The sequence below is a fragment of the Mesorhizobium sp. M0174 genome, from assembly GCF_040322275.1.
Classification (GTDB): Bacteria; Pseudomonadota; Alphaproteobacteria; order Rhizobiales; family Rhizobiaceae; genus Mesorhizobium.
The window spans coordinates 45,361-58,580 of sequence record NZ_JAMYTB010000009.1 but is presented as its reverse complement, the minus strand read 5'-3'; the positions used below and the strand labels follow the sequence as shown (position 1 = coordinate 58,580).

Genomic DNA, 13,220 nt, shown 5'->3' with positions numbered 1-13,220 from the left:
ATGGCGAAGCGCATCGTTTTCCACATCGCCAGCCTGAGGGGCGGCGGCGCCGAACGTGTTTTCGTCCTGATGGCAAATGAACTGGCGTCGCGTGGCCACGAGGTCACGCTTTTTACCTGGAACGCGGAAGGCCCTAACGCCGCGCTGCGTTCCGCTGCCGTGCATCTGGTCGACTTCGGCCTTCTCTTGCGCGGCGAGGGTTACGCCAAGTCGGCGACGCTGAAAGGCATCGTGCGAAGCGCAAATTTGTTCCGCCGCCTTGATCCTGATGCGGTCTATAGCGCCCCGGAATTCGCCAATCTGGTGATGGCGCTGTCACTCATGTTGGCCAGAAGCCGGGCAAAATTCTTTCCAAGTTTCCATGCCGCCGCCTCGCTGCCTGCCAGCGGCCTCGGCGCGAGGCTGGCGATCTGGCTTTCCGCGCTGGTTGCAGCGCGTGCAACCAAAGCCATCGCCGTTTCAGCGGGTGTCGGCCGTGACATCATCGCCCGCGGCTTTCCCGAATCCAAGGTCGTCGTCATTAACAACCCGCTGCCGCCGGCTGAAGCACCGCAGGGGAATTCTTATGCCTGGCAGGCAGCATTGGCGGCGATGGGCGATGGCCCGGTCATCGCCACCGCCGGACGCCTGGTGCCGGTCAAGGACCACCGGACTTTGCTGCGGGCCTTCGCTGCCCTGCGCGCCGGCCGCCCTGCCCGGCTTGTCATCTTCGGCGAAGGTCCGCTGGCTGCCGAATTGCACGCCTATGCCGAAGAGACCGGCATCGGCGCGCACGTGCTCTTTGCCGGCTACGTCAACGACCCCGCAGCTTGCTATGCCGCAGCCGATCTGTTCGTCCTTACATCCACGAGCGAAGGCTTTGGCAACGTGTTGGTCGAGGCCATGGCTGCAGGTGTCCCCGTAATTTCTACCGATGCTCCGCATGGCCCGCGCGAAATACTCGGTGACGGTCGCTTCGGCACCTTGGTACCGGTCGGTGATGCCGCAGCCCTGGCAAAGGCGATGGCCGAAATGCTGGATCACCCCATCCCTGCTGCCGTGCTGAGAAACAGGGCGCTGGATTTCACAGTCGACAAGATCGGCGATCGCTACGAAGCGTTGCTCTAGTTGTCGCGCACGGCCAGCAGATCGCTGTTGGATGCGATCGACGCGGTCGGGTTTTGATTGCCGTAATCTCTTCACAAGCTGAAGCGCAACGATTCATGGTGAGGCGTCCCGTCGTTCCTTGAGTTGCTGGGCGAGGAAGTCCTTGACGGAATCGAGAACCGCGTCCCGTTCATGAGATACGCCTGGCAGCAAATCGAAACGCACGCGCGCACCCGCCTCCTCGAACGATCGACACAATGCCCTGAGGCGTTCCGGCCGTGTTCGCCCGGCATCGTTGGCGCCTGGCATCCAATGGGTGCTGCCTTGGACATGAGTGATTTCCCAAGTCTCCAGGTCAGCGTCGCCGATGATCATCTGGAAAGGCACTTTTGCCAGCGCTGCGGCATCGACGGTGATGCCGAACTTCTCCGGCAGATCGCGAATGCCCACCCACCAGTCATGCGTCGGATCGAGTAAGGTCACCGAGCCTGGCGCGCCGATTGAGGCCGCCCAGAGCCTGTCGGGATGCAGGATAGCAAAACGATGCGTGAAATGCCCGCCGCCGGAAAATCCGAACATGGCAAAGCGGCTCCAATCCTGACTGTATTTGGCGCTGACCTCCTCAATCATGGCGAGCAGCACCTGATCGTAGCGTATGTTGCCCTCGAGCATATATTTGTACCCGCTGCGGGCATCGTCCCCGAGAACGCCGATCGGAAACAGCGGACACAACACGGCGCAGCCGTTCCAGCGTCCGAACTCGGAAAACGCGTCGCGGAATCCAAGAAAAGAGGTGCGGCCGGTGCCATGGACAGCAACCATCAGGTCGACTTTGGCCCCTTCTCCAACCGCGGGAGGCACATACAGGCAATAGTGAAAGCGCGGGTCTGATTTGGAAGCAAAGATGGCGGTCGCGCCAAGGTCATAGGTAACGCGACCGCGATCTGCGACAGACCCCCTGGCAACGCTTGTCAAACCGATAACTCCTTAATAAGCCCGGCGTTCACGGCAATCTTATACCGGTCGGCCGACCTCGTGAACTGGATGCGCCTCCAGGCAGCCGCGAGGAGGACCTCGTCGTGCACCGGAAGCAGGGCGCCGGCGGGACGATCGGAGGCAAAAAGAATGCCTCCGCCAAGGCCTCGAGAAGCCGCCATTAACTTTTCGTTAACCATGCCGGGCTAGCCTTAACCAATCAGTAAGGACTCGCCTCTGTGACCTGCGTCGCTCCCATCCAAAACAAGTCCATACGCTTTCGAGCGCGCTCGTTTGTAGCCTTCACCCTCACCCCTGAGGCCCCGCTAGGGGAATGGCTGCAAAGCCTCGATCACTGGACCGAAAACTCTCCCGGCTTCTTTGCCGGCCGCCCGGTTGTGCTCGATCTGACTATGTTCAAGCCCGAGGTGGGCGAGATGCGGGATCTGCTCTCACAACTCGCGGAGCGCGGGATTCGCATTTACGCGATCGAGGCCAATGGCAATGTTGCTCTTGATGCCGATCTGCCGCCGCTCCTCGTTGGCACCAAGGAGGCCACCGCTGATACGCTTTACGCGCAGCCGAACCCGAAGGCCGCCGCTGAGGCCAAGACGGAAGAGCCGCAGGCGCCGAACTCATTGATGATCAAGGCACCGATCCGCTCCGGCCAGTCGATCTTTCACCCCGATGGCGACGTGGTCATTGTCGGCTCCGTCAGTTCCGGATCCGAGATCATCGCCGGAGGATCGATCCACGTCTACGGCACGTTGCGTGGACGTGCCTTCGCCGGCGCCACGGGAAATTCCGCAGCTCGCATCTTTTGCCGGAAAAATGAAGCCGAACTTCTGGCGGTAGACGGCTGGTACCGCACCGCCGAGGAGATGGACGCCTCCTCGCGAGGAAGGCCGGTACAGGCCTTTCTCGAGGACGGCGCACTTTGCGTCGCACCGCTCAACTAACAACATTGGAGGCACAAATATGGGCAAGGTAGTGGTTGTCACATCCGGCAAAGGGGGTGTCGGCAAGACGACCTCGACGGCCGCTCTCGGCGCCGCGGTCGCGAAAACCGGCAAGCGGGTGGCCCTCGTCGACTTCGATGTCGGCCTGCGCAACCTCGATCTGATCATGGGCGCCGAGCGGCGCGTTGTTTTCGATATCGTCAACGTCATTCAGGGAACCGCCAAGCTCTCGCAGGCGCTGATCCGTGACAAGCGGCTCGAAACGCTGTTCCTGCTGCCGGCCTCGCAAACGCGCGACAAGGATGCTCTCACCGAGGAAGGCGTCGCCGACGTCATCGACAAGCTCCGATCGGTTTTCGACTACGTCTTCTGCGACAGCCCGGCCGGCATAGAGCGGGGCGCGCAACTTGCCATGCGCTTTGCCGACGAGGCGGTAATCGTTACCAACCCGGAAGTGAGCTCGGTCCGCGATTCCGATCGCATCATCGGCCTGCTCGACTCCAGGACGATGAAAGCAGAGCAAGGTGAATCGATTGCCAAACACGTCCTCGTCACGCGCTACGACGCTGCCCGCGCTGCCCGCGGCGAGATGCTCAGCATTGATGACGTTCTCGAGATCCTGTCCACGCCTCTGCTGGGAATAATTCCCGAGAGCCAGGACGTGCTGCGCGCATCCAATGTGGGCGCGCCGGTTACCCTCAGCGAAAACACCAACCCCGCCGCACGCGCCTATATCGACGCGGCAAGAAGACTCGAGGGCGAGGACCTGCCGGTCATTCTGCCTTTCGAACGGAGGGGCCTCCTCGACCGGCTGTTGGGAAGGAGGGCAGCATGAACCTGCTCGATATCTTCAAGCGCCGCGGCAGCGCGCCCGTGGCGCGCGAGCGCTTGCAACTGCTGTTGGCTTACGAGCGTCGAAGCCGCAACCAGCCCGATCTCGTCTCCGTGTTGCGCGAGGAGATCATGGCGGTGATCGCCCGGCATGTTCAGGTCGACCAGGATTTCCTGCAGGTAAGCATGGATCACGGCGAAACGACGTCGAGATTGGAGATCGACATCCAGATCCCCAACAAAGTCGCAATGCCCATGGCCGCGGCGTTCTAACGAAACCCTCCAGTCAGGGCTTGCGTCGGCTGCTGCCGAAATTGCGGCGCCGTGGTTGGTGTGCTTGAGCCGGTCGCCACCGGCAAGTTCTCGCAAGTCTAGGACAGTAACCATTCCCTCACCAAAACCCCGCGGCCGTTTCCAGCCGCGGGGGGCCTTGGGAGGGCCTTTCGAAACCCGTGGTCAAATGTTGGCGAGCAATTCGTTGACGCGGCTTTCCATGTCGGCAAGGGCGGTGTCGACGTCCTTCTGGCCACTGATTGCTGCACTCATCTCTTCGCCAATAATGTCCTGGATCGCAAACTGACGCTGTACGGCGGACGGCAGCGGCTTGCCGAGATCAGCGACCGCAGAGATCGTGTTGCGATGCGGCAGTGCCTTGAAGGCGTCCGAAGTGATGACGGCCTTGTAGGCCGGCAAGTGGCCGGTGCGCGACCATTCGAAGTCGTTGTCGGCGAAGAACTTCAGGAATTTACCGATAGCCGCGATCTGTTCAGGCGTGCGGTCTTTCTGCGAAACGGCCCAGGTGTGGCCGTCGGCATATTGCGCATGGGCGCCGCCAAACAGCTGCGGATACGGATAGACCGCATATCCGCCCTTGTTGAGGGCCGTCCCCTTGGTCTCGGACTGGGCGTTGTAATCGCCGACCACCCACGTACCGTTGAGATGGACGCCACCCTCGCCGGCAAGGAAGGCGTTGATCGAGCCGCCATAGTCGAGATCCTTGGTGGTGTAGCCCTTCTCGAGGATCGCCTTGTACATCTCGACGACCTTCTTGGCTTCCGGCGTATTCAATTTCACATGCTTCGGATCGGCAAAGAAATCGGAATCCTGCTGGAAAAGATAGGTGTAGAGGTTGCGTGTGTAGAGTGCAGTCTCATTGGCCAGGTTCTGGACGAAATAAGGCTTGCCCGTCTTCTGCTTGAACTGTTCGGCCTGGGCGAGCAGTTCCTCGGGCGACTTTGGAAAAATCGGCGTGCCGTCGGCATTGACGAGGCCGGCTTGTTTGAAAAGATCCATGTTGACGTGATAGAGCATCGTCCAGCTGTCGATCGGCAGGCCATAAATCTTGCCGTCTTTGGTGGCGCCATTGCGTGCCGCGTCGGTGAAAGCGTCGGGTGTCACGCCGACCGACTTCAAGAGATCGTCGAGCGGCATCAACAGGCCCTTCGACTGATAATCCGACAGTACGGATTCATGGATCGTGACGATGTCCGGAGCGTCGCCTGAAGCGAACTGGGCGGTCAGCTGATCATAGCCGGGCCATTCCACGGTGGTGACGTTGACGTGGACATCGGGATTGTCGGCGTTGAACTTGTTGATCAGCGAGGTAATGATGCCGCATTCGCCAACGGCCTTGGTGGCATCGGTGTTGGTGCCAAAATCGGCATCGCAGGCGCCGAAAAAGCGCTGCACGCTCAGTTCCGTGGCCGCGAAGCTTGGAGCTGCGAGCAGCATTGCGCCCGCAGAGACTGCGGCAAACAGTATTTTCTTCAGTTTCATATCAGTTCCTCCTACTGAGTTTCCGCCGCTCCACCCTGGATTGGCTTTCGTGCTTCAATCGCTGCGCATTCCCCGGCCGGCAGGCTAGCTTCGTTATCTCACCGCAGCGCCGGAGACCGCCGTGACGATGTATTTCTGGAAGAACAGGTAGACGATCAGGATCGGGGCACCGGCGAACACCGCCTGCGCCATCAGGAAGCCGATGCCTTCGGACTGGGCGAAATTGGTCTGGGTCGAGGCCATGCCGACCGTCAGCGTGAACATGTCCTTCCTCGTCGCCGAAATCAGCGGCCAGAAGTAGTCGTTCCACGCGCCGAGAAAGGTGAAGATGCCGAGCGTCGCCTGCGCAGGCAGCGTGAGCGGCAGAAGCACCTTCCAGAAAATCCTGAGCCGGCTGGCGTTATCGAGCATGGCGGCTTCGTCCAGCTCCTTCGGGATGGCCTTGAAATACTGGGTCATCAGGAAGACGCCGAACGGAGCCGAAAGGCCCGGCAGAATGAGCCCTTGATAGGTGTTGTGGAACTTCAGCATGCTGAAGATCTGGTGGCGGGCGACAAGCACCGCCTGTTCCGGAACCGCCAGGCCGAACAGCACGATCACGAACAGCACATCTCGGCCGGGGAAATTCAGCCGCGCAAAGCCGTAGCCGGCGAGCGACGACAGGATCAACGTGCCGAGCGTCAACCCGCCCGAGACGATGATGCTGTTGCGCACCCAGATAAATACCGACGAGGTGCCGACGGTGTTGATGTAGTTCTTCAGCGTATAGGGCGCGTGAAACACCGAATTCGGATCGGCCATCAGCTCCGTATTGTCCTTGAGCGACAGGCCGATGACCCACAGAACCGGCGCGATCATGACGATCGAAAGCAGGATGACCAGGGCCAATAACAAATGGTCGCCAAATGCCCGGCCCTTGATGGAAGCTGTGGCGCTCATGCCTGGTCTCCCCTGCTGCGTGTCACCAGGTACTGGGCCATGGCCGCGACCAGGATGAGGATGAACAGGATTTCCGATGCCGCGGCGCCCAGGCCGAGATCCCAGCGACGGAATGCGGTATCGTAGATGTAGAGCACGATCGGCTTGGTCAGGTTGTTCGGACCGCCGCGCGTCATCAGCCAGGCCTGGCCGAACAGCTGGAATTGCAGCACGATCTGGATGATGATCACCAGGATGAAGGTCCGCTTGATCGACGGCAGCGTGATCGAGCGTAGCGTCTGCCAGCGGTTGGCATTGTCCAGCGCTGCCGCCTCGTAAATATCCTGTGGAATCTGCTGGAGCGCCGAGAGAAAGAGCATCATCGGCAGGCCGATGCACCACCAGATGGTGGCAATGGCAATGCCGATCATCGCAAGGCTGGGATCGGAAATGAAGGCCGGTGCGGTTGCGCCGAACCATCCGTAGATCGTCGACAACAGGCCGACATTCGGAATGAAGACGATGCGCCAGATCAGCGTGACGATGGTGACCGACAGCACCGACGAGGAAAAGAACAGCGTCCGCAAAACCGCGGCAGTGCGCGTGCGGCGGTTGAGGCAAAGCGCCAGGAAAAGCCCGATCAGCGCCAGCGTCGGCACCGTCAGAAGCACGAAGTAGAAGGTGTTCCAGATCGATTGCAGGAAGACCTTGTCGTGATACAGCCTGGCGTAATTGCCGAGACCGACAAAATTTCCGGACGAAAACGTGTCGGCCTTGTGGAAACTCAGCCACATCCCCCAGAGCAGCGGGAAGAGCAGCAGCGTGGTGAAGAAGAACAAGAATGGCGCAACGAAAATGAAGTTTCGCCATTGCGGCGCATAGATGTCGGCGGTAGGGGCTCTGACGCCGACAGCAAGCGTCGCGGTCGGGGACGTCGCCAGCCGGTCAACCATCTCAGGCCTCCCTCGCATGCCAGGCGCGGCCGGTCTCGTTGAACAGATGCGATTTCTGGCCGTCGAAGGCGAGCCCGATTCTGTCGCCGACGGCGACGCGGCTGTTGCCGGCATCGGAGCCGACGATCTGCTGGCCATCGCCCAGCCGCGCGTAGATCAGGGTGCGTTCGCCGAGCCGCTCGAGCACATCGACGACGCCGTCGGCATTGCCCTGTCCGGCGGCAACGATGCGCACGTCTTCCGAACGGATGCCGAAAGTGTAGTTGCCGTCGGTCAATTGGCTGGAGGCGATCTCGGTCTGCACCGAGATGCCGTCCGCAAATCTGGCCGTGGCGTTCTTGCCCGATCTGTCGAGTATCGCATCGACGAAGTTCATCGCCGGCGCACCGACGAAACCCGCGACGAATTTGGTCGCCGGGCGTTCGTAGATCTCCATAGGGGTACCGATCTGGTCGATCTTGCGATTGTTCATGACGACAATGCGGTCGGCCAGCGTCATTGCCTCGACCTGGTCGTGGGTGACGAAGATCATCGTCGATTGCAGCCGCTGGTGAAGCTGGGCAAGCTCGATGCGGGTTCGGGTGCGCAGCGCCGCATCGAGATTGGAGAGCGGCTCGTCGAACAGGAAGGCCTTCGGCTCCTTGACGATCGCACGGCCGATCGCGACGCGCTGCCGCTGACCGCCGGAGAGCTGGCCCGGCTTGCGATCGAGCAGATGCGCCATTTCGAGGATGCGGGCGGCTTCGTTGATGCGCGCCTCGATGACCTTGCCTGGTACGCCGATATTCGCAAGGCCGAAGGCCATGTTGTCGCGCACCGTCATATGCGGATAAAGCGCATAGGACTGGAACACCATCGCAATGCCGCGCTTGCCCGGCGGCAGATGATCGATGCGCTCGTTGTTGATGGCAATCTCGCCGCTATCGACAGCTTCAAGACCGGCGATCATCCGAAGAAGCGTCGATTTTCCGCAGCCGGACGGCCCCAGGAACACGATGAATTCGCGTGCCCTTATGGAGAGCGACAGATGATCCAGCACCGTCATGGCACCGAACTGCTTGCTCACGTTCCTGATCTCGATATCGGCCGTCACGTCGACGCTCCTCCTCAGCGTTTGCGCTTTCTCGATGATCCGCCCGAACTCAGAGCCTCAGGCGTATGAACTGATAGGAATACGCCGGCAGCGACAGGTTTAGTTTGCCGCCGGCGACTGCGGCGCCCTCACCCTTCCTGGGGCTGACATTGCCAGGGTTTTCGGCCGAATTGACGGCTTTCAGATCGGCGTGTGCCATCACCTGGTGATCGACGATCTCCGCCGCGCCGAAGCCGGAGAGGTCGACCACTGTTTCGATTGCCTCGCTCGAATGGCGGTTGACGGCGAAGAAGGTGACGTGGCCGGTTTGCCTGTCGTGCACGCCGGCAACATCGACATAGGCGACGTCGCCCGTAACGCTGGATTTGTAGGTCGGGCTTTCCACCTTGAGATCCAGCGCATTGCCGCGGCCATAGTTAGAAGCAAACAGATAGGGATAAAAAATCGTCTGCCGCCATGCCGGGCCATTCGGAACGGTCATGATCGGCGCGATGACGTTGACCAGTTGTGCCAGGCAGGCGATCTTGACGACGTCGGAACGGCGGATGAAGGTGTTGAGGATCAGGCCGACCTGCAGCACATCCTCGAAATTATAGATGTCTTCGAGCAACGGCGGGGCGAACGGCCAACCGTCGCTGCCGCCGAGTATCTTCTTGTCCTGCTCCTTGGAATGGTACCAGACGTTCCATTCGTCGAACGAGATGTAAACCTGCTTGTTGGAGCGCTTCTTGGCCTTGATATAGTCGATGACGCCGGCGACCGAGACAATGTAGGCGTCGAGCTTTTCGCTCATGGCGAGATAGTTCGGAGCGTCGTTGGCTTCGTTGTCGAAATACATGTGCAGCGAGATGTAGTCGACCTCGTTGTAGGTATGGTCGAGAACCGTCGCTTCCCATTCAGGGTAGGTGGGCATCTTGGCGTTCGAAGAGCCGCAGACCACCAGTTCGAGTGACTTGGAGAAGGCGCGCATGGCCTTGGCCGTCTCATGCGCCAAGCGGCCATACTCGTCCGCGGTCTTGTGGCCGATCTGCCAGGGGCCATCCATTTCATTGCCGAGGCACCAGAGCTTGACGTCGAAGGGCTCCTTGCGGCCGTTGGCGATGCGCTTGTCGCTCCATTTGCTGCCGCCGGGATGGTTAGCGTACTCCAGCAGGTTGCGGGCTTCGTCGAGGCCGCGCGAGCCGAGATTGACGGCAAGCATCATCTCGGTGTTGGCGCAGGTGCACCAATCGGCAAATTCATGCAGGCCGACTTCGTTGCTTTCCGACGTGTGCCAGGCGAGGTCGAGCCGCACCGGGCGCTCTTCCTTGGGGCCAATGCCGTCTTCCCAATTGTAGGCTGAGACGAAATTGCCGCCGGGATAGCGGACGATCGGAACATTGAGTTCCCTGACGAGATCGATGACGTCCTGACGCATGCCGTTGGCATCCGCTGTCGGATGGCCGGGCTCATAGATGCCGGTGTAAACTGCCCGCCCGAGATGCTCGATGAAGGATCCGTAGAGTCTCGGATCGATCTCCGAGACAACAAAATGCGGATGTGCCGTAACGGCTGCCTTCATGCATTCCTCCCATCGATATCACAAATGATGATTTAAATCACCTTGCCCGATATCAAAGAGGAACTGGCAACCCTTCGTCAAGTCAAAAATGCCCAAATGTAGGACAATTAGACCAACGCTTTGGCACAGCAGAAAGCCAAACAGTTGAAATTGCTAAGTTATCTTCAGAACCCGGTTTCATGATATCAACCAGTTTTGATCCTGAGCAGGATGTCCTGATCGTAATTTCCAAAGCCCTTGCCGAAAATATTGATCCCGCCGGGGCGCTTGGCGTCGTCCTTGACGCCGATACGGACGCGGATTGAATGATGGCTCTTCAGATCGAGTGCGGCGAGCCCGGTTTCGGACATCCTGAGGCCGTCGACATAGGTGCCGTCATTGGCAATTCGCCAGTTCTTCAGCTTACCGTATTGCGAGCCCTTGAGCTTCCACCAGGAGGGCGTGAAGACGCCGCGCTTGTCGCCGAAATCCCCCGGCGACGTCCAGGTGCCGACATCGACGCCATTGATCGTCAGCGTGATGTCCGAGGGCCAATCGGCGCTGGTGCCCGGCACTTCCGAAGACAGTTCTATCGCAACTTCGAGTCCGGTGATCTCGGCATTGGCGAGCTTGGCATTGTTGGGGAACTGGTATTCGACAAAACCGCGCGTGAACCATAGCAGACCGGCTTTCATGCGGTCCGGATCGAGGAAAGTGTTCGGCACATCGAGTAGACCGATGATGCCGTCCGGCGAACAAAGGCCGCAGGGCGCGGTAACCTCGAAGCCGGTATAAAGCCCGATCGGCATCGACACTTCGATCGCGTCGTTCTTGACCGCACGGTATTCGCTCTTGAACACGACGAGCACTTCTTCCGCCGTCGGATAACAGATTTTCTGACTGCCTTTCTTCGCTTTCAGGTTCTCGGTGCGGATCAGCCCCGCATCCTCCAGCACCTGGATGTTGGTCGAGACGGTCGACTGCGGAAGCGACAGCACGGCGGCGATTTCGTTGACATTCATCGGCCCCTTCTCATGCAGCAGTTTCAGCATCGAGATCCGCGCCGAGGAGGCAAGCCCCTTGAGCACGGCAATGCCTTCCTCAGGTTCAATCACCAGAAAATTGCGACTCATGAAATTGCCCGGCCCATGTAAAATCCATATCCGAAATTACCCTGTATATCGGGATATCTGATTTAATCAATGTGCAGGCGGAACGTCGGGCAATTTGTTGAATCCGGCAGGGCGAGGGTCGCGCGGGGGCCCTGCACAGAATTTGTGCAGGAGCCATATGCAGAGTGGACACCTGAACGCCGATCGCCCAATCTAGTCCGGAGCCGAGCCCGGTGATGGCGGCTTGCACATAAAGCGGTTGGACGGGTCGTGACCAAAGGGTGGAAATTATACGATCAGCGACTGGCCTGGGTCCTCGTCGCGCCTGTGCTTTTACTGCTTACCCTGCTTCTGCTGCTGCCGATCGCGATGATGACGGTCTACACGTTTTTCACCTTCGTCACCGCGGGGGTGGAGTCGGCGGTGCTGACCTTCGACAACTGGAAGGAATTCCTCACCGACAGCTACTATCACGGTTTTCTTTGGAAGACCGTTCGCGTCGGCGCCATCACCGCTGTGATCTGCGCGATCCTTGGCTATTTCCCCGCCTATTTCATCTGGGCCACGACCTTCAGGCACAAATGGCTGTTGTTGCTGCTGCTCATTGTGCCGTTCTGGATCAGCTTCACCATCCGGACATTCTCGTGGATCCATATTCTCGGCGAACAGGGGCTGATCAACGTCGTGCTCATCGGGCTGGGGATTATCAACGAGCCGTTGCCGATGCTCTACACCGAGGGCGCCGTCATCATGGGGCTGCTGCATTTTCTGCTGCCCTATATGATCCTGAACGTCTATGTCAGCCTGGAAAGCATCGACCGCACGCTGATCGCCGCCGCCCGCTCGATGGGCTGTACCAGCGCGCAGGCGTTTCGCGAAGTGACCCTGCCGCTATCGATGCCCGGGCTGGGCGCCGGGCTGCTGCTCTGCTTCGTGCTGGCGGCCGGCTCCTATGTGACGCCGCAGCTGCTCGGTGGCAGCCGCGATGCGCTGTTCGGCAACTTGATCTACGACACCATCATGGGGCAGCTCAATTGGCCGATGGGCGCCACGCTTTCCATCGTCCTGTTCGTCCTGCTCGGCGCGGCCGCGGCCGCCTATAGCCGCTATATGGGCCTGTCGCAGATCATGAAGGGCCTCAGCGCATGAGAGCGGATCATCCCGATCGCGAAGGCAGATGGGCCTGGCGGCTGACCGGCGTGGTCACGGCGTGCGTGTACGTCTTCATGTTTGCGCCGATCCTCGCCACGGTCGTGCTTTCCTTCAACGCCTCGATGTTCGGGGGCTTTCCCCTCACCGGCTTCAGCCTGAGATGGTATGAGAAGCTGCTCACCAACGAGCCGGTTCTCGACGCCTTCCGGACATCGATGTGGATTGCCCTGGTAACGGCGACGGTGACGACGCTGCTCGGCATCATGGCGGCATTGGCGCTGGTGCGCTTCGAGTTTCGTGGCAAGCAGGCGATCAACACGCTTGTCATTCTTCCCGCGCTGGTCCCTGAAACGATACTCGGCGTCGGCCTGCTGGTCATGATCAAAGCCGTCGACCAGCCGCGCAGCATGACGCTGCTGGTGCTCGGCCACATTCTGCTCACGCTCCCCTACGTGGTGCTGATCGTCCAGGCGCGCATGGTCGGCATAAAGCGTTCCTACGAGGAGGCGGCGCTGTCGCTCGGGGCGCCGCGTGTGTCGACATTCCGCGAGATTACGCTGCCGCTGCTCATTCCCGCAGTGCTTGCCAGCGTCCTGCTCGCTTTCACCATTTCGTTCGACAACACTTCGGCCAGCCTGTTCTGGCGGCCGGCGGGCGTCGAGACCATGCCGACGCAAATCCTTTCGATGCTGAAGATCTCGATCAGCCCCGAGGTGAACGCGCTCGGAACCGTCATGATCCTTTTGACGGTCGGCATTCCCTTGGCTGGCGGGCTCATCCTGCAAAGCCTCACCTGGTTCAAGGCAGGCAAGTGAAAATGAAAAT

The 13,220-nt window shown here is 60.0% G+C and carries 13 protein-coding genes; 6 read left to right on the top strand and 7 right to left on the bottom strand.

The window, feature by feature from the left end; all coding sequences use genetic code 11:
- Complete coding sequence (locus tag NKJ13_RS19575) at positions 1 to 1,107, top strand: glycosyltransferase (RefSeq protein WP_352507210.1); 1,107 nt, start codon at positions 1 to 3, stop codon at positions 1,105 to 1,107.
- A gap of 93 nt (positions 1,108 to 1,200) precedes the next feature.
- Here the strand turns inward: NKJ13_RS19575 and NKJ13_RS19570 are convergent, their stop codons facing one another.
- Positions 1,201 to 2,061, bottom strand: coding sequence for an alpha/beta hydrolase (locus tag NKJ13_RS19570; RefSeq protein ID WP_352507211.1), 861 nt, complete (start codon positions 2,059 to 2,061; stop codon positions 1,201 to 1,203).
- Between the two features lie 239 nt (positions 2,062 to 2,300).
- On the opposite strand from NKJ13_RS19570, the gene minC reads away from it, so the two are divergent.
- Genes minC through minE form a run of 3 tightly spaced genes read left to right on the top strand, consistent with a single transcriptional unit; the run spans position 2,301 to position 4,124 of the window.
- Complete coding sequence (minC, locus tag NKJ13_RS19565) at positions 2,301 to 3,020, top strand: septum site-determining protein MinC (RefSeq protein WP_352737328.1); 720 nt, start codon at positions 2,301 to 2,303, stop codon at positions 3,018 to 3,020.
- Positions 3,021 to 3,039: 19 nt separating this feature from the next.
- Complete coding sequence (gene minD / locus NKJ13_RS19560) at positions 3,040 to 3,855, top strand: septum site-determining protein MinD (protein WP_254819515.1); 816 nt, start codon at positions 3,040 to 3,042, stop codon at positions 3,853 to 3,855.
- A complete protein-coding gene (minE, locus tag NKJ13_RS19555; RefSeq protein ID WP_023677151.1) occupies positions 3,852 to 4,124 on the top strand; it encodes a cell division topological specificity factor MinE in 273 nt (90 codons plus the stop codon). Before minD ends, minE begins: the two co-directional genes overlap by 4 nt.
- 183 nt (positions 4,125 to 4,307) lie before the next feature.
- Here the strand turns inward: minE and NKJ13_RS19550 are convergent, their stop codons facing one another.
- The 6 genes from NKJ13_RS19550 to NKJ13_RS19525 all read right to left on the bottom strand — a co-directional run bounded on the left by NKJ13_RS19550 (position 4,308) and on the right by NKJ13_RS19525 (position 11,264).
- Positions 4,308 to 5,627, bottom strand: coding sequence for an ABC transporter substrate-binding protein (locus NKJ13_RS19550; RefSeq protein ID WP_352737327.1), 1,320 nt, complete (start codon positions 5,625 to 5,627; stop codon positions 4,308 to 4,310).
- A gap of 93 nt (positions 5,628 to 5,720) precedes the next feature.
- Complete coding sequence (locus NKJ13_RS19545; protein ID WP_352475707.1) at positions 5,721 to 6,566, bottom strand: carbohydrate ABC transporter permease; 846 nt, start codon at positions 6,564 to 6,566, stop codon at positions 5,721 to 5,723.
- Positions 6,563 to 7,498 carry a carbohydrate ABC transporter permease gene (locus NKJ13_RS19540; protein ID WP_352737326.1) on the bottom strand — a complete coding sequence of 312 codons (936 nt, stop codon included), beginning with the start codon at positions 7,496 to 7,498 and terminating at the stop codon, positions 6,563 to 6,565. The genes NKJ13_RS19545 and NKJ13_RS19540 overlap by 4 nt, the downstream gene beginning before the upstream one ends.
- 1 nt (position 7,499) lies before the next feature.
- Positions 7,500 to 8,591: an ABC transporter ATP-binding protein gene (locus NKJ13_RS19535; RefSeq protein ID WP_352737325.1), complete on the bottom strand. Its 1,092-nt coding sequence runs from the start codon at positions 8,589 to 8,591 to the stop codon at positions 7,500 to 7,502.
- Positions 8,592 to 8,640: 49 nt separating this feature from the next.
- A complete protein-coding gene (gene arfA, locus NKJ13_RS19530; protein WP_352778028.1) occupies positions 8,641 to 10,152 on the bottom strand; it encodes an arabinosylfuranosidase ArfA in 1,512 nt (503 codons plus the stop codon).
- Positions 10,153 to 10,337: 185 nt separating this feature from the next.
- Positions 10,338 to 11,264: an ArsR/SmtB family transcription factor gene (locus tag NKJ13_RS19525; RefSeq protein WP_352683182.1), complete on the bottom strand. Its 927-nt coding sequence runs from the start codon at positions 11,262 to 11,264 to the stop codon at positions 10,338 to 10,340.
- A 249-nt stretch (positions 11,265 to 11,513) separates the two neighbouring features.
- Here NKJ13_RS19525 and NKJ13_RS19520 point away from each other — a divergent pair, with 249 nt between their 5' ends.
- Together NKJ13_RS19520 and NKJ13_RS19515 are read left to right on the top strand one after the other, a co-directional pair.
- Entirely contained in the window at positions 11,514 to 12,392 is an 879-nt protein-coding gene (locus tag NKJ13_RS19520) for an ABC transporter permease (RefSeq protein ID WP_352501364.1), read from the top strand.
- On the top strand, positions 12,389 to 13,210 hold the full coding sequence (locus NKJ13_RS19515; protein WP_352737323.1) for an ABC transporter permease: 822 nt from the start codon (positions 12,389 to 12,391) through the stop codon (positions 13,208 to 13,210). The genes NKJ13_RS19520 and NKJ13_RS19515 overlap by 4 nt, the downstream gene beginning before the upstream one ends.
- Positions 13,211 to 13,220 lie beyond the last annotated feature (10 nt).

Bases quoted from the DNA above. Each gene is read 5' to 3' on its own strand.
- minD (WP_254819515.1), top strand. From the start codon at position 3,040: ATGGGCAAGGTAGTGGTTGTCACATCCGGCAAAGGGGGTGTCGGCAAG.
- NKJ13_RS19540 (WP_352737326.1), bottom strand. From the start codon at position 7,498: ATGGTTGACCGGCTGGCGACGTCCCCGACCGCGACGCTTGCTGTCGGC.
- NKJ13_RS19515 (WP_352737323.1), top strand. From the start codon at position 12,389: ATGAGAGCGGATCATCCCGATCGCGAAGGCAGATGGGCCTGGCGGCTG.
- NKJ13_RS19550 (WP_352737327.1), bottom strand. From the start codon at position 5,627: ATGAAACTGAAGAAAATACTGTTTGCCGCAGTCTCTGCGGGCGCAATG.
- NKJ13_RS19545 (WP_352475707.1), bottom strand. From the start codon at position 6,566: ATGAGCGCCACAGCTTCCATCAAGGGCCGGGCATTTGGCGACCATTTG.
- NKJ13_RS19525 (WP_352683182.1), bottom strand. From the start codon at position 11,264: ATGAGTCGCAATTTTCTGGTGATTGAACCTGAGGAAGGCATTGCCGTG.
- NKJ13_RS19575 (WP_352507210.1), top strand. From the start codon at position 1: ATGGCGAAGCGCATCGTTTTCCACATCGCCAGCCTGAGGGGCGGCGGC.
- minE (WP_023677151.1), top strand. From the start codon at position 3,852: ATGAACCTGCTCGATATCTTCAAGCGCCGCGGCAGCGCGCCCGTGGCG.
- arfA (WP_352778028.1), bottom strand. From the start codon at position 10,152: ATGAAGGCAGCCGTTACGGCACATCCGCATTTTGTTGTCTCGGAGATC.